Below are 25110 nucleotides of genomic sequence, written 5' to 3'. Positions count from 1 at the left end.
GTGCCCTGGCCGCCTGACGGCCCCTCCCCGGCACGCAAAAGGGCGAGGCCCGAAGACCTCGCCCGACCCCCACGAACCCCAGCTCAGGGCCACACCAGGCAATACGGCTGGTGCCCCGCCTCATGCAGCCGGTGCGAGAAGTCCTGCCACTCGTGCAGCAACTGGTAGACGTTGAACGCGTCCCGCGGTCCGCCCCGGTCCGGGACCGTCGACCAGATGAAGGCCGCCGCGCCGACCGCCTCCTCGCCGATGCCGCGCAGGGGGTCGACGACCGTCATCGGGAGTTTCACGACCGCGTAGTCGGGGTGCAGGACGACCAGCTCCAGCGGGGGCACCTTGTGCAGGGGCACGCCCTCGATGCCGGTGAGGACCATGGCCGCCATGGTCTCCGGCTTGATCTTGGTGAACATGCCGTTCATCCCGAGCTCGTCGCCGCCGAGTTCCTCGGGACGCATCGAGATCGGGACGCGGGCCGCGGTCGCGCCGTCGGGCGCGCCGAAGTACTTGTACGTCACCCCCACCCGACCACCATTCCCGCTCCCCGCCCCCGGTCGGCCGACCCGTCGGTCGGTCCGGTCGGGCTCGATCGGCGCACCGTGTGCCTGACGTGTCTCGCGTGCTTCGGCGGTGTCCTCCGCGTCGCGTCGGTGCCTTCCCCGCCGGGCACGTCGAGGACCCAGGTCGTCGGTCCCCTCGCCCAGTCCGCCACCGCGATGCATATCTCCACCCGACTGCTTTTCTAGGACGCGTGACCCCCGCCGCGCAACCCGATCATCGTGTCAGTGACCTCCCCCACGGCCGCTCGCCGAAACGTGCGGTGAACATCTGGCCGTCACCTGGCCGTCAGATGCCCGCAGGAGCCGGCGGCCCCGGTCCGCGCCGCCCGAATGAGCTGCGTGGACGGGCTCCAGTCTGGCAGACGGCACGGCGTTCGGGCGGGTTGTCTACCCTGAATGAGGTCACCCTGGGCAACCAGAGCCGGAGCAGGGTCCGAGAAGTCGGAGAAGGTCGAGAAGGTCGGAGAAGTCGCAGGTCATGAGCGAACTGGCATATCCATACGAAGCACCGGCCTCGCAGGCTCTGTTCGACCGTGCGGCGGCCGTCACGCCGGGCGGGGTGAACTCCCCGGTGCGGGCGTTCCGCGCCGTCGGCGGCACGCCCCGGTTCATGGTGTCCGGCACCGGGCCGTATCTGACGGACGCGGACGGGCGGGAGTACGTCGACCTCGTCTGCTCCTGGGGTCCGATGATCCTCGGGCACGCGCACCCCGAGGTGATCGCCGCCGTGCAGGAGGCGGTCGCGCGCGGGACGTCGTTCGGCACGCCGGCCGAGGGTGAGGTCGCCCTCGCGGAGGCGATGACCGAGCGGGTCGCGCCGCTGGAGCAGGTGCGGCTCGTGTCCAGCGGGACCGAGGCCACCATGTCGGCCATCCGGCTCGCCCGCGGGTTCACGCAGCGCACCAAGGTGATCAAGTTCGCCGGGTGTTACCACGGTCACGTCGACTCGCTGCTCGCCGCCGCCGGGTCCGGCCTCGCCACGTTCGCGCTGCCCGACACCCCGGGCGTCACCGGCGCCCAGGCGAGCGACACGATCGTCCTGCCGTACAACGACCTCGACGCCGTGCACGCCGCCTTCGCCGCCCACCCGGGTGAGATCGCCTGTGTGATCACCGAGGCGTCGCCCGGCAACATGGGTGTCGTGCCGCCGCTGCCCGGCTTCAACCAGGGACTCAAGGACGCCTGCGCCGCGAACGGCGCGCTGTTCGTGTCCGACGAGGTGATGACCGGCTTCCGCACCAGCAGGGCCGGCTGGTACGGCGTCGAGGGCGTCGTCCCCGACCTGATGACCTTCGGCAAGGTCATGGGCGGTGGGTTCCCCGCCGCCGCGTTCGGCGGGCGCGCGGACGTCATGGCGCACCTCGCCCCGGCCGGCCCCGTCTACCAGGCCGGCACCCTGTCCGGTAACCCGGTCGCCACCGCCGCCGGGCTCGCTCAGCTGCGACTGCTCGACGACGCGGCGTACGCCAAGGTCGACGCGGTCTCGGAGCAGATCCAGGGCCTGGTCACCGAGGCGCTCACCAAGGAGGGCGTGGCGCACACCCTCCAGACCGCCTCCAACATGTTCTCCGTCTTCTTCACGGACCGGCCGGTGCGCAACTACGAGGACGCCAAGGCGCAGGAGTCCTTCCGGTTCACCGCGTTCTTCCACTCGCTGCTCGCGAACGGCGTCTATCTGCCGCCGTCCTCCTTCGAGTCCTGGTTCGTGTCCACCGCCCACGACGAGCGGGCCGTCCAGCGCATCGCCGACGCCCTTCCGGCGGCGGCCCGCGCGGCTGCGGAGGCGACCGCGTGAGCGCCGGGGACCGGAAGGACGAGCTGACCGTCGTCCACGTGATGCGGCACGGCGAGGTCGAGAACCCGACCGGCGTGCTCTACGGCCGGCTGCCCGGCTACCACCTCTCCGAGCTGGGCCGGCGCATGGCCGACCGGGTCGCCGAGCACCTCGCCCCGCGCGATGTGACGTACGTCGTGGCCTCCCCGCTGGAGCGGGCGCAGGAGACGGCGACGCCGATCGCCAAGGCGCACGGTCTGGACCTCGGCACCGACGAGCGGCTCATCGAGGCCGAGAACGTCTTCCAGGGCAAGACCTTCGGCATCGGCGACGGCGCGCTGCGCCGGCCCGCCAACTGGAAGCACGTCGTCAACCCGTTCAAGCCGTCCTGGGGCGAGCCGTACGTCGACCAGGTGGTGCGGATGATGGGCGCGCTGAACGCCGCCAAGGACAAGGCGCGCGGGCACGAGGCCGTCGTCGTCAGCCACCAGCTGCCGATCTGGATCCTGCGGTCGTACGTCGAGCGGCGGCGGCTGTGGCACGACCCGCGCAAGCGGCAGTGCACGCTGGCGTCCCTGACGACGTTCACGTTCCAGGGCGACCGGATCGTGTCCGTCGGCTACACCGAGCCAGCCCGTGACCTCGTCCCGGCCCACCTCCTCGCGGGGGCCAAGCCGGTGAAGGGACAGGGCAAGGCCTTCGGGGCCTGACCGGCCTTCGAAGCCTGACGGCCACGCAGGCCGGCGTCCACGGCCCGCCGTTCGCGAACCTCGTTACGGAATCCGCACAAATATCCGGAACCCGACCGTTCGTCACGTCCTCTCACCCAGTGACCACCCAAGGACGTGACGAACGAGGTTGCGATGCGCACTTCCACCCGCACTCTCACCCGCAGGGGGATGCTCGGACTCGGCGCGGGCGCCGCGGCCGCCGTCGGGCTCGCGGGCTGCGGCTCCCACCCGTCGACGGACGGCTCGCACCAGGCCGGCGGTTCCGCCGGGCGGCCCTCGCCGTCCGGCAGCACGGCACCGCCCGCCCGCCCCATCGGCGACGGCTCCACGTCGTACACCGGCAAGCAGCCGCACCAGCCGGACGCGCCCGTGCCGCTGGAGCCCGGCGAGACCCCGCCGCAGTTCGTCGTCTTCTCGTGGGACGGTGCGGGGGAGGTCGGCAACGGGCTCTTCCCGCGCTTCCTCGACCTCGCCCAGGAGCACGGCGCGCACATGACCTTCTTCCTCTCGGGCCTGTATCTGCTGCCCGAGTCGAAGAAGCGCCTCTACGACCCGCCGAACAACCCGCGCGGCGCCTCGGACATCGGCTACCTCACCGACGCCCACATCAAGGACACGCTGAAGAACGTCCGCCGGGCCTGGCTGGACGGCCACGAGATCGGCACCCACTTCAACGGCCACTTCTGCGGCGGCAGTGGCACCGTGGGCAACTGGACCCCGGCACAGTGGCGCAGCGAGATCGACCAGGCCAAGTCCTTCGTGAAGGAGTGGCGGACCAACAGCGGCTGGACCGACCTGCCGTCGCTGCCCTTCGACTACGACAAGGAACTCGTCGGCGGCCGCACGCCCTGTCTGCTAGGCCAGGACAACCTGCTGCCCACCGCCCGCGAGCTCGGCTGGCGCTACGACGCCTCCTCGCCCGGCGGCCGGCAGGTATGGCCGGCGAAGAAGGACGGGATCTGGGACCTGCCGTTGCAGCAGATACCTTTCCCCGGCCACTCCTTCGAGGTCCTCTCGATGGACTACAACATCCTCGCCAATCAGTCGGTCAACTCGACCAAGGCCCCCGCCCACAACTACCCGGGCTGGCGCGATCAGGCCACCCAGTCGTACATATCCGGCTTCAGGCGGGCATACGAGTCGAACCGGGCACCCTTCTTCATCGGCAACCACTTCGAGGAGTGGAACGGCGGCATCTACATGGACGCCGTCGAGAACGCGCTCGAGCACATCGCGCGGGAGAAGGAGAAGGGCGGGGACATACGCCTCGTCTCCTTCCGCCAGTTCACCGACTGGCTGGACGTGCAGAAGCCCGAGGTGCTCGCCAAGCTCCGTACGGTCGAGGTGGGGCAGCAGCCCGCCGGCGGCTGGAACGCCTTCCTCAAGGACACGTCCACCGAGGGCTCGACACCCACGGGGAACGCCGCCTGAAATGCGGATTTCCGCCCGTGAGGGGGGTGCGCAAGATCCCCGGAACGGACATGCGAAACTTTTCACATGAGTGCCGCCAGCCGCGCCCCCCTGCGCTCGAACCGCACCGCCGCCCGCGTCCGCCGTCGCGCCGCCCTGACCACCGGTGCGGCCGTGGCCGCGCTGCTCGTGTCCGCGTGCAGCTCGGGAGGGACGTCCGGCGGTGGCGGCCAGACCGGCTTCATCACCGGCTCGGACGGCATCTCCACCGCCAAGAAGGGGGAGCGGGCGGACGCCCCCGAGCTGTCCGGCAAGACCGTCGACGGCGGACAGGTCGACGTCGCCGACTACAAGGGCAAGATCGTCGTCATCAACGTGTGGGGCTCCTGGTGCGGGCCCTGCCGCGCCGAGGCGAAGAACCTGGAGACGGTCTACCGGGACGTCAAGGACCAGGGCGTCCAGTTCGTCGGCATCAACACCCGTGACCCGTCCATCGGTCCGGCCCGGTCCTTCGAGAAGGACTTCGGGATCAGCTACCCGAGCCTGTACGACCCCACCGGCAAGATGATGCTCCGGTTCGAGAAGGGCACGCTCAACCCGCAGGCCATCCCGTCCACGCTGGTCATCGACCGGGACGGGAAGGTCGCCGCGCGCAGCCTCCAGGGGCTCAGCGAGGAGAAGCTGCGCAAGATGCTCGCGCCGTTCCTCGCGGAGAAGCCGGGGACGTGACGTGACCGTGATGTCCACGCTCGCTGCGGACGGCTACAACGGCACTGTGCTCAACGGCGCCCTGCTGGTCGCCCTCCCCGTCGCGCTCCTCGGCGGCCTCGTCTCCTTCTTCTCGCCCTGCGTCCTGCCGCTCGTCCCCGGTTACCTCTCCTACGTGACCGGGGTCACCGGCACCGACCTCGCCGAGGCCCGGCGCGGGCGGATGGTCGCCGGCGCCTCCCTCTTCGTCCTCGGCTTCACCGCGGTGTTCGTCTCCGGCGGGGCGCTGTTCGGCTACTTCGGCGAGACGCTCCAGGCCAACCGGGGCGTCCTGACCAAGGTGCTGGGCGTCTTCATGGTGCTCATGGGCGTGTTCTTCATGGGCCTGATGCCCTGGCTCACCCAGCGCGAGTTCCGCTTCCACCGCAAGCCCGTGAGCGGGCTGGTCGGCGCGCCCGTGCTCGGCGCCCTGTTCGGCATCGGCTGGACGCCCTGCATCGGCCCGACCCTCTCCTCGGTGCTGGTGCTCTCCTCCCAGCAGGGCACCGCCGGCCGCGGCGCCATACTGACCGTGGCCTACTGCCTCGGCCTCGGCGTGCCGTTCGTCCTGGCCGCGGTCGCCTTCCGCAAGGCGCTCGGCGCCTTCGGCTGGATCAAGCGCCACTACGTATGGGTGATGCGTGTCGGCGGCGTCATGATGATCGCGACCGGTCTGCTGCTGCTGACCGGCGCGTGGGACAGCATGGTGCAGGACATGCAGACCTGGTCCACCGGCTTCAACGTGGGAATCTGAATCGATGAGCAGCACTTCGAAAACGGTGCCGGGGAACACCCCGAGGGCCGGCGACGACCAGGACCTCGGCGCCGCCGGCTCCCAGCTCTCCACCGCCCCCCAGGAGGAGGCCCCGAACCTCCCCGCACTCGGCGTCGTCGGCTGGGTCCGCTGGTTCTGGCGGCAGCTCACCTCGATGCGGGTGGCGCTGCTGCTGCTCCTGCTGCTGTCGCTGGGCGCGATCCCCGGGTCGCTGATCCCGCAGGAGGGCATCGACGCCACGAAGGTCGACGACTTCCGCACCAGGCACGACCTCCTGGCGCCGGTCTACGACAAGCTCGGCCTCTTCCACGTGTACGGCTCGGTGTGGTTCTCCGCGATCTACATCCTGCTGTTCGTCTCCCTCATCGGCTGCATCATCCCGCGCACCTGGCAGTTCGTCGGCCAGTTGCGCGGCCGCCCGCCCGGCGCCCCCCGGCGCCTGACCCGGCTGCCCGCCTACACCACCTGGCGCACCGGGGCCGAGCCCGAGCAGGTCCGCGAGGCCGCGCTGGCGGTGCTGAAGAAGCGCCGCTTCCGCGCCCACACCGTCGATGACGCCGTCGCCGGTGAGAAGGGCTATCTGCGCGAGGCCGGCAACCTCGCCTTCCACATCGCGCTGATCGTGATGCTGATCGCCTTCGCCTGGGGCCAGCTGTTCAAGTACGAGGGCAACAAGCTGATCCTGGAGGGCGACGGCTTCTCCAACACCCTCACGCAGTACGACGACTTCAAGTCCGGCAACCTGTTCGACCCGGACCGCGACCTGGCCCCCTTCAGTTTCACCCTGAAGGACTTCCACGGCACCTACGAGGCGACCGGCCCCAACCGCGGCACTCCGCGCGTCTACGAGGCCAAGGTCACCTACAGCGAGGGCGCCTACGGCAAGGACGAGCCGACCACCATCAAGGTCAACGAGCCGCTGGAGATCGACGGCTCGAAGGTCTACCTCACCGCCCACGGCTACGCGCCCGTCCTCACCGTCAAGGACGCCAAGGGCAACGTCGTCATGGACCACGAGGCGACGGCGCTGCTGCCGCTGGACTCCAACGTCACCTCCTCCGGCGCCGTCATGGTCCGGGACGGCTACCGCAACGCCGAGGGCGTCAAGGAGCAGCTCGGCTTCAACGCGTTCTTCCTGCCGACGTACGGCGGCAAGGGAAGCGCGATGTTCTCGACCTTCCCGGCGCTGCTCAACCCGATGCTCGCGCTCTCCGCCTACCACGGTGACCTCGGTGTCGACGCGGGCTTCCCGAAGAGCATCTACCAGCTCGACAAGACCAAGCTGAAGGAGTTCAAGGACTCCGACGGCGAGCTGTTCAAGAAGCAGCTCAAGGTCGGCGACACCATGACCCTGCCGAACGGCGCCGGCACGGTGACCTTCGACGGCGTCCAGGAATGGGCCAACTTCCAGGTCACCCGGCAGCCCGCCAGCGGCTGGGCGCTCGGCGGTGCCGTCGTCGCCATCCTCGGCCTCGCCGGCTCCCTGTTCATCCAGCGCCGCCGCGTGTGGGTGCGGGCCGTCAAGGGCGCCGACGGCGTCACGGTCGTCGAGATGGCCGGCCTCGGCCGCAGCGAGTCCGCGAAGGTGCCCGAGGAGCTCGGCGAACTGGCCGGGATCCTGTACGAGCAGGCGCCCGGCGCCCCCGACGCCGACGCCGATCCCGAAACCCCCGATCCCCGAGTCGTACCTGCCGAAGGGGCTGAGAAGTGACTCTCGCCGCCGCAACAGAGGCCGCAACGGAGTTGGCCACCGCCACCAACGAGCATCTCGCGAACCTCAGCAACACGCTGATCTACTCCGCGATGGCCGTCTACACCCTGGCCTTCTTCGCCCACATCGCCGAATGGCTCCTCGGCAGCCGCAGCAAGGTCGGCCGCACGGCCGCCGCGCTCACCGCCACGGCCGAGGCGAAGGGCGCACCGGCCGTCACCGTGAAGAAGGCCGGCGGCACCGCCGTGCTGGAGCGGCCCCAGGTCGTCGTGCGCTCCGCGGCCGGCTCCCGTGACGTGCCCGACGGGCCGGGTGCCCACGGCGGCACCGAGAAGGGCGACCTCTACGGGCGGATCGCCATCTCGCTCACCGTGCTCGCCTTCGCCATCGAGGCGGGCGGTGTGCTCACGCGTGCCCTGTCGGTGAAGCGGGCGCCGTGGGGCAACATGTACGAGTTCAACATCACGCTCACGACGGTCGTCGTCGGCGTGTACCTCGTCCTGCTCGCGCTGAAGAAGAACATCCGCTGGCTCGGCCTGCCCCTGGCCACCACGGTCCTGCTGGACCTCGGCCTGGCCGTCACGGTCCTGTACACGGCGAGCGACCAGCTGGTCCCGGCGCTGCACTCGTACTGGCTGTACATCCACGTCTCCACGGCGATCTTCTGCGGCGCCGTCTTCTACGTGGGCGCGGTCGCCACGATCCTGTACCTGTTCAAGGACTCGTTCGAGAACAAGCTCGCCACCGGCGGCACCCCCGGCCGTTTCGCCAACTCGGTCCTGGACCGGCTGCCCGCCGCCGCGTCCCTCGACAAGTTCGCGTACCGCGTCAACGCCGCCGTCTTCCCGCTGTGGACGTTCACGATCATCGCGGGCGCCATCTGGGCGGGCGACGCCTGGGGCCGCTACTGGGGCTGGGACCCCAAGGAGGTCTGGTCCTTCATCACCTGGGTCGCGTACGCCTGTTACCTGCACGCCCGCGCGACGGCCGGCTGGAAGGGCCGCAAGGCCGCCTACCTGGCCCTGGCCGCGTTCGCCTGCTGGCTGTTCAACTACTACGGCGTGAACATCTTCGTCTCCGGCAAGCACTCCTACGCCGATGTCGGCCTGGGCGCGCTCCAGTCCGTCGGCTTCTGACCCCGGAACACCGCGAGGCCGGTGCCCATGACCCAGGTCACGGGCACCGGCCTTCGTCGTGCCCGGGGATACGACAGTCTCTCCAGCACCGCGTAGTCCGCGAAGCTCCTCCGGTACCGCAGGTGACCGCGTCTCCCGTGGGTGCCGGCGCTGCCACTCCTCGACGTCCTCCGGGCCCGGGCGCGGTCCCGAGGGACTGCGCCGCAACGGCACGCCGACCGTTTCACTCGCCGTCCGCGCTCACCGACCGCCAGATCCGTTCCGGCAGGACGCGCGCGGCCTCGTCCAGGTCGATGTCGCCGACGGCCAGCCAGCGGCGGGACGCGCCGATGACGGGGCCGAGGACGAGGCTCTCGAGGAGCGCCGGGGTCAGGGGGGCGAGCTCTCCCTTGTCGACGTACAGCTGGAGCCACTCGGACGCCGGTGTCAGCCTGGCCTCCTGGGCGTCACGGAGCTGTTTGGCCTGGGCCATGCCGAGTCGGTCGGCGTGGGACGAGTGCAGGAGCCGGCCCGCATCCGGGTGCTCCCGGACGAAGGACAGATAGGCGCGCACGAGGGCACGGATGCCGGTCCGGGCGGTGCGTGAACGTTCCAGCGCGGTGACCATCTCGCCCAGCAGCCGTTCCAGCCACCGCATCAGCAGCGCGTTGACGAGGCCGTCGATGCTGCCGAAGTGGTGGTAGAGGCTGCCCAGGCTCACGCCGCTGGCCTTGGTCACGGCGCTGACGGTCAGCCCCTGCTCGCCCGATTCGCCGTACACCCGCAGGGCGGCGTCCAGGAGCAGCTCGACGGTGGCCTCACCACGTTGTTGCTTGGGACTCATGAGGCGACCGTTCTCTCCTGGGGACCGTGACGACCAGCGTAAAGCAAGGGTTCGGTCGTCACGAAGCAGGTGAATTTCTAGAGGATGTTTCTAGAAACATACTCCGGTCTGTGCCCTGCCGACGCACACTGTGCGCATGTCTGCATCAGAGATGCGCGCCCGGGCGGTGGCGTCGGCGATCGCCGTCGCGGCCGCGGTGCTCGCCCTGTCGGTCACCGGTTGCGGCAGCACCGACAACGACGCACCCGACGCCGCCCCACCCGTCAGCTCCGTGCCCTACGAGACCGCCACGGAGGACCCGTACACCGAGGATCCGTACACCGAGGACCCGGTCGCCGACGACCCGTACGCCACCGAGAGCGCCGCACCCGACCCGTACGACTCGGGCACCTGTCTCAACGGAACGCTGCCGGACTCCACGACCGCCCAGGAGGTCGACGACGTGGAGGAGGTCGACTGCTCGGCGTCCGACGCCCACTACCAGGTGATCCAGACGTTCCCCATGACGTCCGACCTGAGCCAGTGCAACAGCAACTCCCGTACGGAGTACGCGTTCTCCTACCGCTACACCCTCAACGGCGCGGCGATCAACGAGTACGTGTACTGCCTGGTCGGACTCGGTCCGTACGCACGGAGCTGAAAGCAGTTTCTAGAAGCATCTTTCAATCCGGGGCCGCGATGGTACAGACTGGCCCCTCGGCCGGACCCGTGTCCGTCCGTACGACCCGGGGGGGAACGTACGGCCACGGGTCCGGTCCGGGGGTGACTCAGTCCCGCCGGGGATCCTCGTCCGCGTCCTTGTCGCCGCCCGTGTCCTTGTCCCGGTCCTCGCCGAGGGACTTCAGGAAGTCCGGGTTGTCGTCCGGCGCGACCCACTGCCGCCGTCCGCCGCCCTGTCCGAACGCCGTGCCGGCCGGGTGCCGCTTCTTTCCCGCGATGAGCCAGGAGATCGAGCCGACCAGCGGGAACAGCAGCACGAGGATCGCCCACAGCGGCTTGGGCATGTGGCGGATGTCGGCATCCTTCGTGCTGATGCAGTCGATGAACGCGTAGACGCTCAACGCCAGTGGCACGAGGAACATCAGCACCCGGAGCATGGGGCCTCTCCAGCTCAAGCGGTGGGCGGGGACGCGTCACGGCCCCCAGGTACAGGGCCAGCGTAGCCGCTCGGGGATACTGGACCGCATGGCTTACGACGATCTTCGCTCCCTGCTCAGGGCGCTGGAGCGCGAGGGTGACCTCAAGCGCATCAAGGCCGAGGTGGACCCGTACCTGGAAGTCGGGGAGATCGTCGACCGGGTGAACAAGGCCGGCGGCCCCGCCCTGCTCTTCGAGAACGTGAAGGGCTCCGACATGCCCCTCGCGATGAACGTCTTCGGGACCGACCGGCGCCTGCTCAAGGCTCTCGGCCTGAAGGCGTACAGCGACATCTCCGACAAGATCGGCGGGCTGCTGAAGCCGGAGCTGCCGCAGGGCTTCGTCGGGATGCGCGAGGCGTTCGGCAAGCTCGGCGCGATGGCGCACGTGCCGCCGAAGAAGGTGAAGTCCGACAGCGCGCCCGTGCAGGAGGTCGTCCTGCACGGCGACGACGTGGACCTGGGGCGGCTGCCCGCCCTGTTCACGTGGCCCGACGACGGCGGTTCCTTCTTCAACCTGGGACTCACGCACACCAAGGACCCGGAGACGGGCATCCGCAACCTGGGCCTGTACCGGCTCCAGCGCCACGACAAGCGCACCATCGGCATGCACTGGCAGATCCACAAGGACAGCCGCAACCACTACCAGGTGGCGGCCCGGCGCGGCGAGCGCCTGCCCGTCGCCATCGCCTTCGGCTGCCCGCCCGCCGTGACCTACGCCTCCACCGCGCCGCTGCCCGGCGACATCGACGAGTACCTCTTCGCCGGCTTCGTGCAGGGCAAGCGGATCGAGATGGTCGACTGCAAGACCGTGCCGCTCCAGGTTCCGGCGAGCGCCGAGGTCGTGCTGGAGGGCTGGCTGGAGCCCGGCGAGATGCTGCCCGAGGGCCCCTTCGGCGACCACACCGGCTTCTACACGCCCCAGGAGCCCTTCCCGGCCCTGAAGATCGACTGCGTGACGATGCGGAAGCGTCCGCTGCTCCAGTCGATCGTGGTCGGCCGCCCGCCGACGGAGGACGGCCCGCTGGGGCGGGCGACGGAGCGTTTCTTCCTCCCGCTCCTCAAGATCATCGTCCCGGACATCGTGGACTACCACCTCCCCGAGGCGGGCGGCTTCCACAACTGTGCGATCGTGTCGATCGACAAGAAGTACCCCAAACACGCCCAGAAGGTGATGCACGCCATCTGGGGTGCGCACATGATGTCCCTGACCAAGCTGATCGTCGTCGTCGACTCCGACTGCGACGTCCACGACCTGCACGAGGTCGCCTGGCGCGCGCTCGGCAACACCGACTACGCCCGCGACCTCACCGTCGTCGAGGGCCCGGTCGACCACCTCGACCACGCCTCCTACCAGCAGTTCTGGGGCGGCAAGGCGGGTATCGACGCGACGAAGAAGCTGCCCGAGGAGGGGTACACGCGGGACGGGGGCTGGCCGGACATGGTGCTGTCCGACCCGGATACGGCGGCGAAGGTCGACCGCCGCTGGAAGGAGTACGGACTGTGACGTCGGCTTCCGCCGCGCTGCCGCAGCAGCCGGGACGCACCAAGGCGTTCCTGCGCCTGGTGATGATCGAGCACTCGGTGTTCGCGCTGCCCTTCGCCTACATCGCCGCCCTGACCGCGATGTACGAGTGGGACGAGAACATCCACTGGGGCCGGCTGCTCCTGGTCACCGTCGCGATGGTGGGCCTGCGCACCTTCGCGATGGCCGTCAACCGGATCATCGACCGCGAGATCGACGCCCGTAACCCGCGCACCGCCCACCGCGAACTGGTCACCGGCGCGATGTCGGTCAAGCACGCCTGGACCGGCGCGCTCGTCGCCCTCGTCGTCTTCCTCGGCGCGGCGGCCCTGCTCAACCCGCTCTGCCTCGCCCTCGCGCCCGTCGCGGTGATCCCGATGGTGGTGTATCCGTACGGCAAGCGGTTCACGAACTTCCCGCAGGCCATCCTCGGGCTCGCCCAGGCCATGGGCCCGGTCGGCGGCTGGCTGGCGATCAGCGGCGCGTGGTCCTGGGAGGCCGTGATCCTCGGCCTCGCGGTGGGCATCTGGATCGGCGGCTTCGACCTGATCTACGCCTGCCAGGACGTCGAGACCGACCGGCAGGTCGGCGTGAAGTCGGTCCCGGCCCGCTTCGGCATCCCCGCGGCGATCTGGGGCGCCCGCGCCTGCCACACCGTCACCACGGCCCTGTTCGCCTGGTACGCCGTCGCCACCGACGCCGGGGTCTTCTTCTGGCTCGGCCTGCTGATCGTCGCGGGCGCCTTCGTCTACGAGCACACGATCGTCCGGCCGCACGACCTGTCCCGTCTGAACAGGGCGTTCTTCAGCGTCAACGGCTTCATCGGCATCGCCCTGTTCGTGTGCGCGCTGCTCGACCTGCTGGTTCGGGGCCTCACCGTCTGAATACTCGGAGCCTGCGGCTAGGCTCGACATCATGAAGCCAGGACAGACGCAGCGCGCGCCTTGGATCGTGGGGGTGTCGGGGGCCTCCGGTACGCCGTACGCGGCATCCGTGCTGCGGGCACTGCTCGCGGCCGGCGAGAGCGTCGACCTGGTGGTCAGCCGGGCCTCGCGGCTCACCCTGCTCGACGAGACCGGCATCTCCTTCCGCGACGCCCACTGGCAGCAGGACCTGCGCGAGTGGCTGGCCCGCGGAGCCGACGGCAAGCCGGACACCTTCGACGTCGACCTCGGCGGCGACCGGGTACGGCACTGGAGCGCGGGCGATCTCGCGGCCGGGCCGTCCTCGGGGTCGTACCCCGCCAAGGGCATGCTGATCGTGCCCGCCTCCACGGCCTGCGTGGCCGGGGTCGCGCTGGGACTGTCGAAGGACCTGCTGCAACGGGCGGCGAGCGTGACCCTGAAGGAGGGGCGCAAGCTGGTGGTGGCCGTACGCGAGACCCCGCTGGACGGCCGGACCCTGCGGCACCTGGTCACCCTGGACGACGCGGGCGCGACCGTGGTGCCCGCCTCCCCGGCCTTCTACGCGGGGGCGACGCACATCCAGGACCTGGTGGACTTCGTCGCCGGACGCGTCCTCGACGCGGCGGGCGTGGAACACGGCCTGTATCGCCGCTGGCGCGGCGAGCTCGGCGGAGGGTCGCGCACCACCGACTGAGCACGAGCACCACATGAGCACCATCTCCCCCCACACGTATCTTCAGACCTCTTCAGTGGAAGGCTTCGATCGCATGGACGCGGTGGACAGGCAGCTCATCCAGGCCCTGAGGGAGAACGGCCGGGCCTCCTACGCGGAGCTGGGACGCCTCGTCGGACTGTCGGGACCCAGCGTCACCGACCGCATCAACCGGCTGGAGGCGGCCGGTGTCATCACCGGCTACCGGGCCACCGTCGACTCCGCGTCGCTCGGTCTCGGCGTCACCGCCCTGGTCGGCGTCTCGCTCTCCGACGCGGCCGACCACGAGGACGTCGCGCAGCGGCTGCGGGACCTCCAGGAGATCGAGGACTGCTGGTTCATCGCCGGCGACGACTCCTACATGCTCAAGGTGCGCGCGGCCGACGTGGACGGCCTGGAGAGCATCATCCGCCGGCTGTCCGGCACGAAGGGCGTCTCCCGGACCCGTACCACGATCGTGCTCTCCACCAAGTGGGAGAACCGGGTGGGCGAGCTGCCCGAAGAGGCCTGACCGCCGGGGCGTACGGTTTACGGAGTCTGACGGATCTGTCGGAGAAAGAGGTATCGCATGGACGCCGGGCTCAAGCGGGAGCTGGAGCAGAAGGTCCGCTCCGGTGAGCGGCTGACCCGCGAGGACGGCATCGCGCTGTACGAGTCGGACGACCTGGCCTGGCTCGGTGGCCTCGCGCACGAGGTGCGGACGCGGAAGAACGGCGACGTCGTCCACTTCAACGTCAACCGGCACCTCAACATGACCAACGTGTGCACGGCGTCCTGCGCCTACTGCTCCTTCCAGCGCAAGCCGGGGGAGAAGGACGCGTACACGATGCGCATCGAGGAGGCGGTGAAACTCGCCAAGGCGATGGAGGGCGAGAACCTCACCGAGCTGCACATCGTCAACGGTCTGCACCCGAACCTGCCGTGGCGCTACTACCCGCGCTCGCTGCGGGAGCTGAAGGCCGCCCTGCCGAACGTGTCGCTGAAGGCGTTCACGGCCACCGAGATCCACCACTTCGAGACGATCTCCGGGATGTCCGCCTCCGACATCCTCGACGAGCTGATCGACGCCGGTCTGGAGTCCCTGACCGGCGGCGGCGCGGAGATCTTCGACTGGGAGGTGCGGCAGCACATCGTCGACCACCGCACCCACTGGGAGGACTGGTCGCGCATCCACCGCCTGGCGCACGAGAAGGGTCTGAAGACCCCGTGCACCATGCTCTACGGCCACATCGAGGAGCCCCGCCACCGCGTGGACCACGTGCTGCGGCTGCGCGAGCTCCAGGACGAGACGAACGGCTTCCAGGTCTTCATCCCGCTGCGCTACCAGCACGACTTCGTGGACATGAAGGACGGGAAGATCCGCAACCGGCTCCAGGCGCGCACGCAGATGGCCACCGGCGCGGAGGCGCTGAAGACCTTCGCGGTGTCGCGGCTGCTGTTCGACAACGTGCCGCACGTCAAGGTCTTCTGGGTCATGCACGGCGTCCAGACGGCGCAGCTGGCGCTGCAGCACGGTGCGGACGACATGGACGGATCGGTCGTCGAGTACAAGATCACGCACGACGCGGACGACTTCGGCACGCCGAACAAGCTGACGCGTGAGGACCTGCTCGACCTGATCCGCGACGCGGGCTTCCGCCCGGTGGAGCGGAACACGCGCTACGAGATCATCCGGGAGTTCGAGGGGCCCGACCCGGCGCGGCGTGACTCGCCGCAGCCGATGCGGGTGTGATTCTCCGGTCGTCTCTCGGCTGCGGGTGAGTGGGGGCCGTTCGCGCAGTTCCCCGCGCCCCTTTCAGGGGCGTCCAGCGCGGGGAACTGCGCGACCAGCCACGAGCCACCCGCACCCGGCACCGGATCCGAACCGGCCACGGCGGGTACCCGCACCCCATGGCCCCCGAGGACGACTACACCGCACAACCCTTCGTTCCGAAGCGCGGCGGCCTGACCGCACTGCGCAGGGCCGCCGCCGACTGCCGGGGCTGCCCCCTGCACCGGGACGCCACGCAGACCGTGTTCGGCGCCGGCAAGGCGGACGCCCGCGTCATGCTCGTCGGCGAGCAGCCCGGCGACCAGGAGGACCGCCAGGGCAGGCCCTTCGTCGGCCCCGCCGGAAAACTCCTCGACCGGGCGCTGGCCGAAGCCGGCCTGGACCCGGCGGACGCGTACGTCACCAACGCCGTCAAGCACTTCAAGTTCACCCGGGCCGAGCCGCGCAAGCGCCGTATCCACAAGGCGCCCACCCTGCGCGAGATGACGGCGTGCGGGCCGTGGCTGGCCGCCGAGCTGGCCCGGGTGCAGCCCGAGCTGATCGTGGTGCTCGGCGCCACGGCCGGGAAGGCGCTGCTCGGCTCGTCGTTCCGGGTCACGCAGGTGCGCGGCACCGTCCTGGAGGAGGAGATCCACGGGCGGCCCGAGACGCTGGTGCCCACGGTGCACCCGTCGGCGGTGCTGCGGGCGGACGACCGGGAGGGCGCCTATCGGGGCCTGGTCTCCGACCTGGAGGTGGCGGCGCGGGCCTTGTCGTAGATCACATCCCGAGGCCCTAGAGGTAATAGCTAGTATGGGTGCGTGTCCCTTACCTTCACGCTCGACCCCGCCCTGACCCCCGAGCTGCGCGACGGCGTCCTCGGCCTGTGGACCGACGTGTCGAACGCCGGCGGCTCCGTCGGCTTCGTACCGCCGGTGGCCCGGGAGGACGTCCGCCCCGAGCTGGTCAAGCACATGGTGGCCATGGCCGAGGGCCGCACCCGGCTGCTCGTCGGGCACGACGAGGAGGGGCAGGTGGCCGCCACCGCGTTCCTCGCCCTCAACACCCACCGGCTGATGACCCACTGGCTGTGGCTCTACACGGTGATGGTCCACCCGCGCCACCAGGGCCGGGGATACGGCCGGGACCTGATGGCCGCCGCCGCCGACGCAGCCCGCACCTGCGACGGCATCGAGGCGATCCGGCTCACCTGCCGGGGCGGCCTCGGCCTGGAGCGGTTCTACGCGTCCTGCGGCTACAAGGAGGTCGGCCGGGTGCCCGGCGCGATCCGGGTGGCGCCGGGCGACGACCGGGACGACATCACGATGCTGCTGCCGCTGACCTGAGCGCGGGACCCCGGCTGTGGCGGGCGGCCCCCGGCGTGCTTCACTGGACGGTGCCCTTTTGGGTACGTTCTGGCCTCCCCCAAACGGAAGAGTGGATTGAGATGCTCCGCTACACGCTGATGCGCCTCGGGATCTTCGTGGGCTGCCTCGTGGCCGTCTGGGGCCTCGTCTACGTCGGCGTGTTCCCGCGCGGCCTCGGCGACTCCAACGGCATGTGGATCGTCCTGCTGTCCCTGGTCCTCTCGGCCCCCATCAGCTTCGTGGTGCTGCGCAAGGAGCGGGACCGGGCCTCCGTTCAGGTCGTGCAGCGGGTGGACCGCATGAAGGCCAACCTGGAGGCCAGCCGCGGCCAGGAGGACCTCGCCGACGACACCGCCCGTGCCCAGGGCCAGACCTCGTAGTACCCGACACGCGCTCGAGCGCCCCGGTTTCCGAAACACAGGAAACCGGGGCGCTTTGCGTTTTACGGCCAGTAGTCCACTCCAGCCTCTCAAAGCGAGGCTTTGGGGGTCTCAAAGCATAGGTGTTAAAGTCATATGCATGATGTCAGCAGCCGCGCCCGCCACACCGCCGAGCCTCGGGCTCGTGGCGCGCCTGCACGTGGACCTCTGTCGGTGCGCGTCCGCGAACTGTCGCCCCTGACGTTCCTTCTCATCCCACCGTTCTCCACGTCAGCACTGCGCGTCCGTCCCCGCGTCCCGTCCCCCTACGGAGCTTGTCCGTGTCCTCCCTCACGAAGTCCTTCAAGGTGCCCTTCTGGGCCCAGATAATCGCCGGTCTCGTCCTCGGCGTCCTGCTGGGCTGGCTGGCCCGCAGCCAGGACGTCTCCTGGCTGGTCACCACCCTGGACAAGATCGGCGGCACCTTCATCGGCCTGCTGAAGCTGGCCGTCGCCCCGCTCGTCTTCTTCGCGATCCTGGTGTCGATCACCAACCTGCGGAAGGTCAACAACGCGGCGCGCCTGGCGTCCCGCACCCTCCTCTGGTTCATGATCACGTCGCTGATCGCCGTGGCCATCGGCCTCGTCATCGGCCTGGTCACCAACCCCGGCGCGGGCACCGGCCTCACCCCGGCCGACGGCGCCAAGCCCGAGCACACCGGCTCCTGGATCGACTTCCTGACCGGCATCGTGCCGACCGACGTCATCACGCCGTTCACCGAGCTGAACGTCCTCCAGATCGTCTTCATGGCCGCCGTCGCCGGTATCGCCGCCCTCCAGCTCGGCGAGAAGGCCCAGCCGATCCTGAACCTGAGCGAGTCCGTCCTCGAACTCCTCCAGAAGGCCCTGTGGTGGGTCATCCGCCTGGCCCCGCTCGGCACCGTCGGCCTCATCGGCCGCGCCATCGCCACCTACGGCTGGGACCTGATCGGCAAGTACGCGACCTTCACCGCCGACATCTACGTCGGCTGCGCGATCGTCCTCTTCGTGGTCTACCCGACGCTGCTCGCCACCGTCGCCAAGGTCAGCCCGCTCCAGTTCTTCAAGGGCGCCTGGCCCGCCATCCAGCTGGCCTTCGTCTCCCGGTCGTCCGTGGGCACCATGCCGCTGACCCAGAAGGTCACCGAGCGCCTCGGCGTGCCGAAGGAGTACGCGTCCTTCGCCGTGCCGTTCGGCGCGACGACCAAGATGGACGGCTGCGCCGCGATCTACCCGGCGATCGCCGCGATCTTCGTCGCGCAGATCTTCGACATCCACCTCGGCATCGGCGACTACCTGCTGATCGCCTTCGTGTCGGTGGTCGGCTCCGCCGCCACGGCCGGCCTCACCGGCGCCACGGTCATGCTGACGCTGACCCTGTCCACGCTGGGCCTGCCCATGGAGGGCGTCGGCCTCCTCCTCGCGATCGACCCGATCCTGGACATGATGCGCACCGCCACCAACGTCGCCGGCCAAGCGCTCGTCCCGGTCATCGTCGCCGCCCGCGAGGGCCTGCTCGACCGCAAGGCGTACGACGAGGCGCACAGCTCGCCGCTGGACGAGCCGGAGCAGGAGAAGCAGGACGCGAAGCCCGTCCCGGTCGCGGCCTGAGTGCCCGACCGCTCGATCGCCTGACCGTGGCAGTGGCGTCCGGACGTGCCGACGTCCGGACGTCCTGACCACGGCCGCACGGACCGTACGCTGATCCGCATGGGTGTGGGAAAGACCAAGCGGATGCCGCGTGCGGTCCGTGAGCAGCAGATGCTGGATGCCGCGGTGCGCACCTTCGGGCAGCGCGGGTACATGGCGGCGTCGATGGACGAGATCGCCGAACTCGCGGGCGTGTCCAAGCCGCTGGTGTACCTCTACCTGAACTCGAAGGAAGACCTCTTCACCGCCTGCATCCGCCGTGAGGCGCGGGCGCTGACCGAGGCCGTACGCGCCGGCGTCCGCCCGGGCCTGCCGGCCGACGGCCAACTCTGGTCCGGCCTGCGGGCCTTCTTCACCCACACCGCCCGCAACCCGGACGCCTGGACGGTGCTGCACCTTCAGGCCCGCACCCACGGCGAGCCGTTCGCCGCCGAGGTGGCGGTGATGCGCGAGGAGATCGTCGCGTTCGTGACGCAGCTGATCGCCGCCGCCGCTCGGGACGCCCACCGTGACCCGGACCTGCCCGAGCGCGAGGTCGCCGGGCTCGCCGAGGCCCTGGTCGGCGCCGCCGAGTCGCTCGCCGACTGGGCCAACGCGACCGAGGGCGTCAGCGCGAAGCAGGCGGCGGCGACCCTGATGAACTTCGCCTGGGCGGGGCTGGGCAACCTGATGACCGACCGGCCCTGGACCCCGCCCGAGGAGCCCGGGGCCGAAGCGGTGGCTCAGGCCGCCGGATAGGGCCCGGCCTCGCCCGACAGGTGCAGCCGTCGACCCCCGTCGCCGCGCAGCTCGAACCGTCCGTCCCCGGCCCCGTACGTCACCGTCCCCGGCATCGGTACCGGCGCCTTGAAGGCGGCCCGCACCGCGACCGCGTCCGGCGTGCCGTGCTCGGCGAGGCACCGGGCCACGCTCCACATGCCGTGCGCGACGGCGCGCGGGAAGCCGAACGGGCGGGCGGTGAGCGGGTGCAGGTGGATCGGGTTGCGGTCGCCGGACGCGGCACCGTAGCGCCGCCCGAGGTCACCGGCGAGCCGCCACTCGGCGCGCACGGGCAGCGGCGGCTCCTCCTGTCGCGGGGCGCCGGGAGTGTCCGTTCCCTCGGTGCGGTGCCGCGCCAGGTAGGTGCTGCGCGACTCCCACACCAGGTCCCCGCCGGCCCGCAGTTCCGTCACGACCGCGGCCTCGGTGCCGCGCCGGTGCGGCAGCAGGGACTCGACGCGCACGGCGAGTTCGTAGGTCCCGGCCACCGGCAGGGGCGCCCTGCGGGTGAGGCCGATCGACGTGTGGACGAGCCCGAGCAGCGGCAGCGGGAAGTTCCGGCCGCTCATCAGCCGCATGGCCAGCGGGAAGCCGAGCACGTGCGGATACGTCGGCGGAAGCGTGTCCGCCCCGGCCGGGAAGCCGCACACCCGCTCGTAGGCGGCCAGCCGCGCCGGGTCCACGCGCAGGCCGGGGACCACCAGGCGGGTGCGCGGGAAGTCCGCGTCCGGGCGGGGCCGTTTGAGGGGCGACAGCAGGGCGCCGCGCGCGAGGAGCGGCAGGAGGGAGGGGACGCCGGCCAGCGGGCGGTCGTCGGCCATGGGTGACTCCCAGCTCCGTGAACAGACCCAAGGGCACTTACTCTGAAGTAAGGTTACCGGAGGTAAGCCTTGTCGTGTCGCCAGGGGGAGATGCAGTGTGACGGCCATTTCGGAAAGAACGTGACCTACCCGCAGGTAACCCCCGAGACTGCACAGCCCCGGCGCCGGACCATCCCCGAACCCGCACCAACTCCCCACGCGAGCCCCGTACGATCCCGAACCTGACCGCCGGTAACCCCCGGCAGGACCTCGTCCTCCGGCCCGGGCGGTGAACGCCTCGGCGCGCGAGGCACGTACGTCATGCAGCTGAGCAGTGTCGCCGCTGCACGTCCCAGGAGCCGCCCGTGTCCACCCCGCTTCCCTCCTTCGCCCCCTCCGCCGCGTTCGCCGACTCGCCCGGTCCCACCCTGGTGGCACCCGAGACGCGACGCCTGGACGGGGCCGTGCGGGAGGCGTACGTGCCGCCGTTCGCCCCGCCGGTGCGGCACGGCTCCCTGGCCGACCTGCCCTTCGACAACGCGGCCGCCGTCCCCGACACGGTGGTCCTCAGCCGCAGGTCCGGGGACGGACGCTGGAGCGACGTGACGGCGGCCGAGTTCGCCGCGCAGGTGCTGGCGGTGGCGAAGGGCCTGATCTCCGAGGGCCTGATGCCGGGCGACCGGATAGCGATCATGGCCCGGACGACGTACGAGTGGACGCTGCTGGACTTCGCCGCCTGGGCCGCGGGCCTCGTCACGGTCCCCGTCTACCCGACCTCCTCGGTCTACCAGGTCCGCTGGATCCTCCAGGACTCGGGCGCGGTCACCCTGATCACCGAGACGGCCGCGCAGGCGGCGGCCCTGGGCCCCGAGCTGGACCGCCTCCCGGACCTGCGGCACCTGTGGGTCATGGAGAAGGGCCACGTGGAGCAGCTCGCCGAGCTGGGCGAGCGGGTGCCGGACGCAGAGGTGGACGTGCGCCGGGGCATGCTGAGCCCGAGCACGCTCGCCACCCTCATCTACACCTCCGGCACCACCGGCCGCCCCAAGGGCTGCGTGCTGACCCACGGCAACTTCTTCGCCGAGGTGGACAACGCGATCGAGCTGCTCTACCCCGTCTTCAAGACGCAGACGGAGGAGCCGTCGATCCTGCTCTTCCTCCCCATGTCCCACGTCTTCGGCCGGATGGTCGCCGTGGCCTGCGTCCGGGCCCGGGTCCGCCTGGGGCACGCGCCGAGCCTGAAGGCGGAGGACCTGCTGCCGGACCTGGCCGCCTTCCGGCCGACCTGCCTGCTGACCATCCCGTACATGCTGGAGAAGGTCTTCAACGGGGCGCGCGCCAAGGCCGAGTCGGGCGGCCGGGCGACGGTCTTCGACCGCGCGGTCTCGGTGGCGGTGCGCTACGGCGAGGCCATGGAGGCCCGCCAGACCGGCTCGGGCGGCGGCCCGGGCCGGGCCCTGAAGACCGCCCGTTCCTTCTACGACCCCCTCGTCTACCGCAAGATCCGCAACGCCATGGGCGGCCGGGTCCGGCACGTCATCTGCGGCGGCTCCCCCCTCGGCCGCCGCCTGGCCGCCTTCTACGCCGGCGCCGGCATCGAGATCTACGAGGGCTACGGTCTCACCGAGACGACGGCCGCGGCGACGGTGACGCCGCCGCTGAAGCCGCGCCTGGGCACGGTGGGCTGGCCGCTGCCCGGCACCCGGATCCGGATCGCCGCCGACGGCGAGATCCTCGTCGCCGGCGACCAGGTCCTGCACGGCTACTGGGAACCCCAGGCGGGCGGTGTCGTCCCGGCCGCCCCCGACGGCTGGTTCGCCACCGGCGACCTCGGCAGCCTGGACGACGAGGGGTACCTGACGATCACCGGCCGCAAGAAGGAACTGCTGATCACGGCGGGCGGCAAGAGCGTGGCCCCGGCCCCGCTGGAGAACTGGCTGCGCTCCCACCCCCTGGTCTCCCAGTGCATCGTCCTCGGCGACCGCCGCCCCTACGTCTCCGCCCTGTTCACCCTCGATGCCGACGGCATCACCCACTGGCGCCGCATGAACGGCAAGCACCCCGTGCCGCCGGAGCTGCTGACCGACGACGAGGAGGTCCGGGCGGTGCTCCAGCGCGCGGTCGACGAGGCCAACAAGCTGGTCTCCCGCCCGGAGTCCATCCGCCGCTTCGCCGTCCTGCCGAGGGACTTCACGGAGTGGGAGGGCCATCTGACCCCCTCGCTGAAGCTGCGGCGCGAGGCGATCATGCGGGACTTCGCGGAGGCCGTCGAAGGGCTGTACGAGGGGTAGCCGGGCGAGCCGGCCTCAGCGGCGGGCGATCAGGCACGCCTGCGGGACCTTCGAGGAGGTCTCCGCCTCCTGCACCCGCACCGTCCGCGACAGCACGGTGAAGCCGGCCCGCTCCAGCAGCTCGGCCATCCGCTCCGGCCGTCGCCGTTCATGGTCCAGGGCAACCGGGTGGCCGAAGGGGCGGTCGACGCGGAGGGCCTCGTCGCCGACCTGGAAGGCGAGGAGCAGATGCCCGCCCGGGGCCAGGACGCGCCGTACCTCCGCGAAGAAGTCCGGCAGCCGCTCCCACGGCGTGTGGATCGACGAGTACCAGGAGACCGCGCCCGCGAGGGCGCCGTCGGGCAGGTCCAGCTCCAGCATGGAGCCCTGCTCGAACCGCAGGCCCGGGTTCTCGCGACGGGCGATCGCGAGCATGGACGCGGACAGGTCGAGGCCGAAGACCCGCAGGCCGAGCGAGGCGAGGTGGGCGGTGACCTGGCCAGGTCCGCAGCCGAGGTCGGCCACCTCCCCGTCCGGTCCCACCAGCTCGGCGAAGGCGCCCATCAGCGCCCGGTCCAGCGGGGCGTCGGCGAGCACGGTGCGGAAGCGCTCGGAGTAGTCCTCGGCGATGGCGTCGTAGAAGGTGCGGGTGGTGTCCAGGAAGCCGGTGTCGTGGGTCATGGCGGGACCCTAGGGCCTGCCACTGACAGCCACCGGCCGTCGGAATTCACCGGGAATTCATGGAGGCGCCGGAAAGGGGCGGGAAAGGGCAGGAGCCCCGTCGCCGGAAGGCGCGGGGCTCCTTGGGTACTGCTGTCAATCAGACAGGAGTGACATTCTCCGCCTGCGGACCCTTCGGGCCCTGCGTGACGTCGAACGACACCTGCTGGTTCTCCTCGAGGGAACGGAATCCCTGAGCGTTGATCGCGGAGTAGTGGACGAAGACGTCCGGGCCGCCGCCTTCCTGGGCGATGAAACCAAAGCCCTTTTCGGCGTTGAACCACTTCACGGTTCCGGTAGCCATAAGCCCTCCTTGGGCCCAAAGGGTTGCCCTGCTCCAGAACCAGCAAGTGTGAAGACCGATCCGCACAACTGCATATGTCTGAGAATGACGAGAGCCCGCGGTCACATGCTCCGCAGGCTCTGTACTGCAAGGGAAACCAAACTGCAACTTGCTGTGAGCGTAGCACGCAGGCCCCCGAGCGCAACAGAGGCCAAGATCACTTCACCCGGATGTTTGAACGAACGTGTCATTCGGCTGACAGCGGGGGGTGCCGCCGGGCGTCCGGCGGGGGAGGGCTAGCCTCGCGATGTGGACAATTCTCGCACCCGGCCGCGCGTCGGCCACATCCAGTTCCTGAACTGCATGCCTCTGTACTGGGGGCTCGCGAGAACGGGAACGCTCCTCGATTTCGAGCTGACGAAGGACACCCCGGAGAAGCTCAGCGAGCAGCTGGTGCAGGGCGATCTCGACATCGGTCCGGTCACCCTGGTCGAGTTCCTCAAGCACGCGGACCAACTGGTCGCCTTCCCCGACATCGCCGTCGGCTGCGACGGCCCGGTGATGTCCTGCGTGATCGTCTCGCAGGTCCCGCTGGACAAGCTGGACGGCGCCCGGGTCGCCCTCGGGTCGACCTCGCGCACCTCGGTCCGGCTCGCCCAGCTGCTGCTGGCCGAGCGCTTCGGCGTCCAGCCCGACTACTACACCTGCCCACCGGACCTGAGCGTGATGATGCAGGAGGCCGACGCGGCCGTCCTCATCGGCGACGCCGCGCTGCGCGCCAACATGATCGACGGGCCGCGCTACGGCCTCGACGTGCACGACCTGGGCGCGCTGTGGAAGGAGTGGACGGGCCTGCCGTTCGTCTTCGCGGTCTGGGCGGCCCGGCGCGACTACGTGGAGCGCGAGCCGTTCATCGCCCGCAAGGTGCACGAGGCCTTCCTCGCCTCCCGCAACCTCTCCCTGGAGGAGGTCGACAAGGTCGCCGAGCAGGCGGCCCGCTGGGAGTCCTTCGACGAGGAGACCCTCGCGCGGTACTTCACGACGCTGGACTTCCGCTTCGGCGCCCCGCAGCTGGAGGCGGTCGCGGAGTTCGCCCGCCGGGTCGGCCCGACGACGGGTTTCCCGGCCGACGTGAAGGTGGAGCTGCTCGCGCCCTGAGCGTCGCGCCGTCG

General features: G+C 70.4%; 27 protein-coding genes. 21 read left to right on the top strand and 6 right to left on the bottom strand.

The features are described 5' to 3' along the window. Positions 1–83: 83 nt before the first annotated feature. The gene (locus tag IEZ05_RS32170; protein WP_003974483.1) at positions 84–521 is read right to left on the bottom strand and encodes a hypothetical protein; all 438 of its coding nucleotides are present in this window, start codon (positions 519–521) and stop codon (positions 84–86) included. A gap of 514 nt (positions 522–1035) precedes the next feature. Here IEZ05_RS32170 and hemL point away from each other — a divergent pair. From hemL to ccsB, 7 genes are all read left to right on the top strand, one after another. Next, entirely contained in the window at positions 1036–2352 is a 1317-nt protein-coding gene (gene hemL / locus IEZ05_RS32165; RefSeq protein ID WP_189233831.1) for a glutamate-1-semialdehyde 2,1-aminomutase, read from the top strand. Positions 2353–2393: 41 nt separating this feature from the next. Next, positions 2394–3041, top strand: coding sequence for a histidine phosphatase family protein (locus IEZ05_RS32160; RefSeq protein WP_189233860.1), 648 nt, complete (start codon positions 2394–2396; stop codon positions 3039–3041). Between the two features lie 153 nt (positions 3042–3194). Beyond that, positions 3195–4493 carry a polysaccharide deacetylase family protein gene (locus IEZ05_RS32155; RefSeq protein ID WP_189233830.1) on the top strand — a complete coding sequence of 433 codons (1299 nt, stop codon included), beginning with the start codon at positions 3195–3197 and terminating at the stop codon, positions 4491–4493. A 66-nt stretch (positions 4494–4559) separates the two neighbouring features. Further along, entirely contained in the window at positions 4560–5201 is a 642-nt protein-coding gene (locus tag IEZ05_RS32150; protein ID WP_189233829.1) for a TlpA family protein disulfide reductase, read from the top strand. A gap of 10 nt (positions 5202–5211) precedes the next feature. Beyond that, positions 5212–5973: a cytochrome c biogenesis CcdA family protein gene (locus IEZ05_RS32145; protein ID WP_228754175.1), complete on the top strand. Its 762-nt coding sequence runs from the start codon at positions 5212–5214 to the stop codon at positions 5971–5973. A gap of 4 nt (positions 5974–5977) precedes the next feature. Then, entirely contained in the window at positions 5978–7705 is a 1728-nt protein-coding gene (resB, locus tag IEZ05_RS32140) for a cytochrome c biogenesis protein ResB (protein ID WP_189233827.1), read from the top strand. 92 nt (positions 7706–7797) lie between these two features. Continuing rightward, the gene (ccsB, locus tag IEZ05_RS32135; RefSeq protein ID WP_373298885.1) at positions 7798–8841 is read left to right on the top strand and encodes a c-type cytochrome biogenesis protein CcsB; all 1044 of its coding nucleotides are present in this window, start codon (positions 7798–7800) and stop codon (positions 8839–8841) included. 223 nt (positions 8842–9064) lie between these two features. Here the strand turns inward: ccsB and IEZ05_RS32130 are convergent, their stop codons facing one another. Next, entirely contained in the window at positions 9065–9664 is a 600-nt protein-coding gene (locus IEZ05_RS32130) for a TetR/AcrR family transcriptional regulator (RefSeq protein WP_189233825.1), read from the bottom strand. A gap of 136 nt (positions 9665–9800) precedes the next feature. Between IEZ05_RS32130 and IEZ05_RS32125 the strand changes: the two genes are divergently transcribed. Further along, on the top strand, positions 9801–10304 hold the full coding sequence (locus tag IEZ05_RS32125; protein ID WP_189233824.1) for an LppU/SCO3897 family protein: 504 nt from the start codon (positions 9801–9803) through the stop codon (positions 10302–10304). 127 nt (positions 10305–10431) lie between these two features. Here IEZ05_RS32125 and IEZ05_RS32120 read toward each other — a convergent pair whose 3' ends face one another. Beyond that, positions 10432–10761 (bottom strand): PLD nuclease N-terminal domain-containing protein, encoded by a 330-nt coding sequence (locus IEZ05_RS32120; protein ID WP_189233823.1) that lies wholly within the window; start codon positions 10759–10761, stop codon positions 10432–10434. A gap of 88 nt (positions 10762–10849) precedes the next feature. Between IEZ05_RS32120 and IEZ05_RS32115 the strand changes: the two genes are divergently transcribed. The 11 genes from IEZ05_RS32115 (at position 10850) to IEZ05_RS32070 (ending at position 19844) form a co-directional block, all read left to right on the top strand. Then, positions 10850–12307 (top strand): menaquinone biosynthesis decarboxylase, encoded by a 1458-nt coding sequence (locus tag IEZ05_RS32115; protein WP_189233822.1) that lies wholly within the window; start codon positions 10850–10852, stop codon positions 12305–12307. Beyond that, positions 12304–13209 (top strand): menaquinone biosynthesis prenyltransferase MqnP, encoded by a 906-nt coding sequence (gene mqnP / locus IEZ05_RS32110; RefSeq protein WP_189233821.1) that lies wholly within the window; start codon positions 12304–12306, stop codon positions 13207–13209. Before IEZ05_RS32115 ends, mqnP begins: the two co-directional genes overlap by 4 nt. Before the next feature lie 31 nt (positions 13210–13240). Further along, positions 13241–13924: a UbiX family flavin prenyltransferase gene (locus IEZ05_RS32105; RefSeq protein ID WP_189233820.1), complete on the top strand. Its 684-nt coding sequence runs from the start codon at positions 13241–13243 to the stop codon at positions 13922–13924. Between the two features lie 73 nt (positions 13925–13997). Then, positions 13998–14453 (top strand): Lrp/AsnC family transcriptional regulator, encoded by a 456-nt coding sequence (locus tag IEZ05_RS32100; protein ID WP_189233819.1) that lies wholly within the window; start codon positions 13998–14000, stop codon positions 14451–14453. Between the two features lie 57 nt (positions 14454–14510). Continuing rightward, on the top strand, positions 14511–15674 hold the full coding sequence (gene mqnE / locus IEZ05_RS32095; RefSeq protein WP_189233818.1) for an aminofutalosine synthase MqnE: 1164 nt from the start codon (positions 14511–14513) through the stop codon (positions 15672–15674). Between the two features lie 158 nt (positions 15675–15832). Beyond that, on the top strand, positions 15833–16471 hold the full coding sequence (locus tag IEZ05_RS32090; protein ID WP_189233817.1) for a UdgX family uracil-DNA binding protein: 639 nt from the start codon (positions 15833–15835) through the stop codon (positions 16469–16471). A gap of 42 nt (positions 16472–16513) precedes the next feature. Continuing rightward, positions 16514–17038 (top strand): GNAT family N-acetyltransferase, encoded by a 525-nt coding sequence (locus IEZ05_RS32085; protein WP_189233816.1) that lies wholly within the window; start codon positions 16514–16516, stop codon positions 17036–17038. Between the two features lie 101 nt (positions 17039–17139). Continuing rightward, a complete protein-coding gene (locus IEZ05_RS32080; protein WP_189233815.1) occupies positions 17140–17439 on the top strand; it encodes a DUF4229 domain-containing protein in 300 nt (99 codons plus the stop codon). Positions 17440–17578: 139 nt separating this feature from the next. Beyond that, on the top strand, positions 17579–17680 hold the full coding sequence (locus IEZ05_RS37145) for a putative leader peptide (protein WP_362492336.1): 102 nt from the start codon (positions 17579–17581) through the stop codon (positions 17678–17680). 73 nt (positions 17681–17753) lie between these two features. After that, positions 17754–19067: a dicarboxylate/amino acid:cation symporter gene (locus IEZ05_RS32075; RefSeq protein ID WP_189233814.1), complete on the top strand. Its 1314-nt coding sequence runs from the start codon at positions 17754–17756 to the stop codon at positions 19065–19067. A gap of 99 nt (positions 19068–19166) precedes the next feature. Beyond that, the gene (locus IEZ05_RS32070) at positions 19167–19844 is read left to right on the top strand and encodes a TetR/AcrR family transcriptional regulator (protein WP_189233813.1); all 678 of its coding nucleotides are present in this window, start codon (positions 19167–19169) and stop codon (positions 19842–19844) included. On the opposite strand, the gene IEZ05_RS32065 is transcribed toward IEZ05_RS32070, so the two are convergent. Continuing rightward, complete coding sequence (locus tag IEZ05_RS32065; protein WP_189233812.1) at positions 19829–20686, bottom strand: MaoC family dehydratase; 858 nt, start codon at positions 20684–20686, stop codon at positions 19829–19831. The two genes, IEZ05_RS32070 and IEZ05_RS32065, sit on opposite strands and share 16 nt — an antisense overlap. A 344-nt stretch (positions 20687–21030) precedes the next feature. Here IEZ05_RS32065 and IEZ05_RS32060 point away from each other — a divergent pair, with 344 nt between their 5' ends. Then, positions 21031–22956 (top strand): AMP-dependent synthetase/ligase, encoded by a 1926-nt coding sequence (locus tag IEZ05_RS32060; protein WP_189233811.1) that lies wholly within the window; start codon positions 21031–21033, stop codon positions 22954–22956. Between the two features lie 15 nt (positions 22957–22971). On the opposite strand, the gene IEZ05_RS32055 is transcribed toward IEZ05_RS32060, so the two are convergent. Both IEZ05_RS32055 and IEZ05_RS32050 read right to left on the bottom strand, forming a co-directional pair. Next, positions 22972–23616: a class I SAM-dependent DNA methyltransferase gene (locus tag IEZ05_RS32055; RefSeq protein ID WP_189233810.1), complete on the bottom strand. Its 645-nt coding sequence runs from the start codon at positions 23614–23616 to the stop codon at positions 22972–22974. Between the two features lie 139 nt (positions 23617–23755). Then, positions 23756–23959 (bottom strand): cold-shock protein, encoded by a 204-nt coding sequence (locus IEZ05_RS32050; RefSeq protein ID WP_003974443.1) that lies wholly within the window; start codon positions 23957–23959, stop codon positions 23756–23758. A gap of 288 nt (positions 23960–24247) precedes the next feature. Between IEZ05_RS32050 and IEZ05_RS32045 the strand changes: the two genes are divergently transcribed. After that, positions 24248–25096 (top strand): menaquinone biosynthetic enzyme MqnA/MqnD family protein, encoded by an 849-nt coding sequence (locus tag IEZ05_RS32045; protein ID WP_189233809.1) that lies wholly within the window; start codon positions 24248–24250, stop codon positions 25094–25096. Positions 25097–25110 lie beyond the last annotated feature (14 nt).

It is taken from the genome of Streptomyces flaveolus (genome assembly GCF_014648815.1).
GTDB lineage: Bacteria > Actinomycetota > Actinomycetes > Streptomycetales > Streptomycetaceae > Streptomyces > Streptomyces flaveolus.
The sequence above is the reverse complement of the archived record's forward strand: the minus strand, read 5'-3'. Positions and strand labels throughout refer to the sequence as shown.

Coding starts and splice junctions, on each gene's coding strand:
- IEZ05_RS32145 (WP_228754175.1), top strand. CDS start 5,212: ATGTCCACGCTCGCTGCGGACGGCTACAACGGCACTGTGCTCAACGGC.
- IEZ05_RS37145 (WP_362492336.1), top strand. CDS start 17,579: ATGATGTCAGCAGCCGCGCCCGCCACACCGCCGAGCCTCGGGCTCGTG.
- IEZ05_RS32065 (WP_189233812.1), bottom strand. CDS start 20,686: ATGGCCGACGACCGCCCGCTGGCCGGCGTCCCCTCCCTCCTGCCGCTC.
- IEZ05_RS32130 (WP_189233825.1), bottom strand. CDS start 9,664: ATGAGTCCCAAGCAACAACGTGGTGAGGCCACCGTCGAGCTGCTCCTG.
- IEZ05_RS32125 (WP_189233824.1), top strand. CDS start 9,801: ATGTCTGCATCAGAGATGCGCGCCCGGGCGGTGGCGTCGGCGATCGCC.
- IEZ05_RS32150 (WP_189233829.1), top strand. CDS start 4,560: ATGAGTGCCGCCAGCCGCGCCCCCCTGCGCTCGAACCGCACCGCCGCC.
- IEZ05_RS32120 (WP_189233823.1), bottom strand. CDS start 10,761: ATGCTCCGGGTGCTGATGTTCCTCGTGCCACTGGCGTTGAGCGTCTAC.
- ccsB (WP_373298885.1), top strand. CDS start 7,798: ATGGCCGTCTACACCCTGGCCTTCTTCGCCCACATCGCCGAATGGCTC.
- IEZ05_RS32160 (WP_189233860.1), top strand. CDS start 2,394: ATGCGGCACGGCGAGGTCGAGAACCCGACCGGCGTGCTCTACGGCCGG.
- resB (WP_189233827.1), top strand. CDS start 5,978: ATGAGCAGCACTTCGAAAACGGTGCCGGGGAACACCCCGAGGGCCGGC.
- IEZ05_RS32090 (WP_189233817.1), top strand. CDS start 15,833: ATGGCCCCCGAGGACGACTACACCGCACAACCCTTCGTTCCGAAGCGC.
- IEZ05_RS32050 (WP_003974443.1), bottom strand. CDS start 23,959: ATGGCTACCGGAACCGTGAAGTGGTTCAACGCCGAAAAGGGCTTTGGT.
- IEZ05_RS32155 (WP_189233830.1), top strand. CDS start 3,195: ATGCGCACTTCCACCCGCACTCTCACCCGCAGGGGGATGCTCGGACTC.
- mqnE (WP_189233818.1), top strand. CDS start 14,511: ATGGACGCCGGGCTCAAGCGGGAGCTGGAGCAGAAGGTCCGCTCCGGT.
- IEZ05_RS32070 (WP_189233813.1), top strand. CDS start 19,167: ATGGGTGTGGGAAAGACCAAGCGGATGCCGCGTGCGGTCCGTGAGCAG.
- IEZ05_RS32080 (WP_189233815.1), top strand. CDS start 17,140: ATGCTCCGCTACACGCTGATGCGCCTCGGGATCTTCGTGGGCTGCCTC.
- IEZ05_RS32105 (WP_189233820.1), top strand. CDS start 13,241: ATGAAGCCAGGACAGACGCAGCGCGCGCCTTGGATCGTGGGGGTGTCG.
- IEZ05_RS32055 (WP_189233810.1), bottom strand. CDS start 23,616: ATGACCCACGACACCGGCTTCCTGGACACCACCCGCACCTTCTACGAC.
- hemL (WP_189233831.1), top strand. CDS start 1,036: ATGAGCGAACTGGCATATCCATACGAAGCACCGGCCTCGCAGGCTCTG.
- IEZ05_RS32115 (WP_189233822.1), top strand. CDS start 10,850: ATGGCTTACGACGATCTTCGCTCCCTGCTCAGGGCGCTGGAGCGCGAG.
- IEZ05_RS32100 (WP_189233819.1), top strand. CDS start 13,998: ATGGACGCGGTGGACAGGCAGCTCATCCAGGCCCTGAGGGAGAACGGC.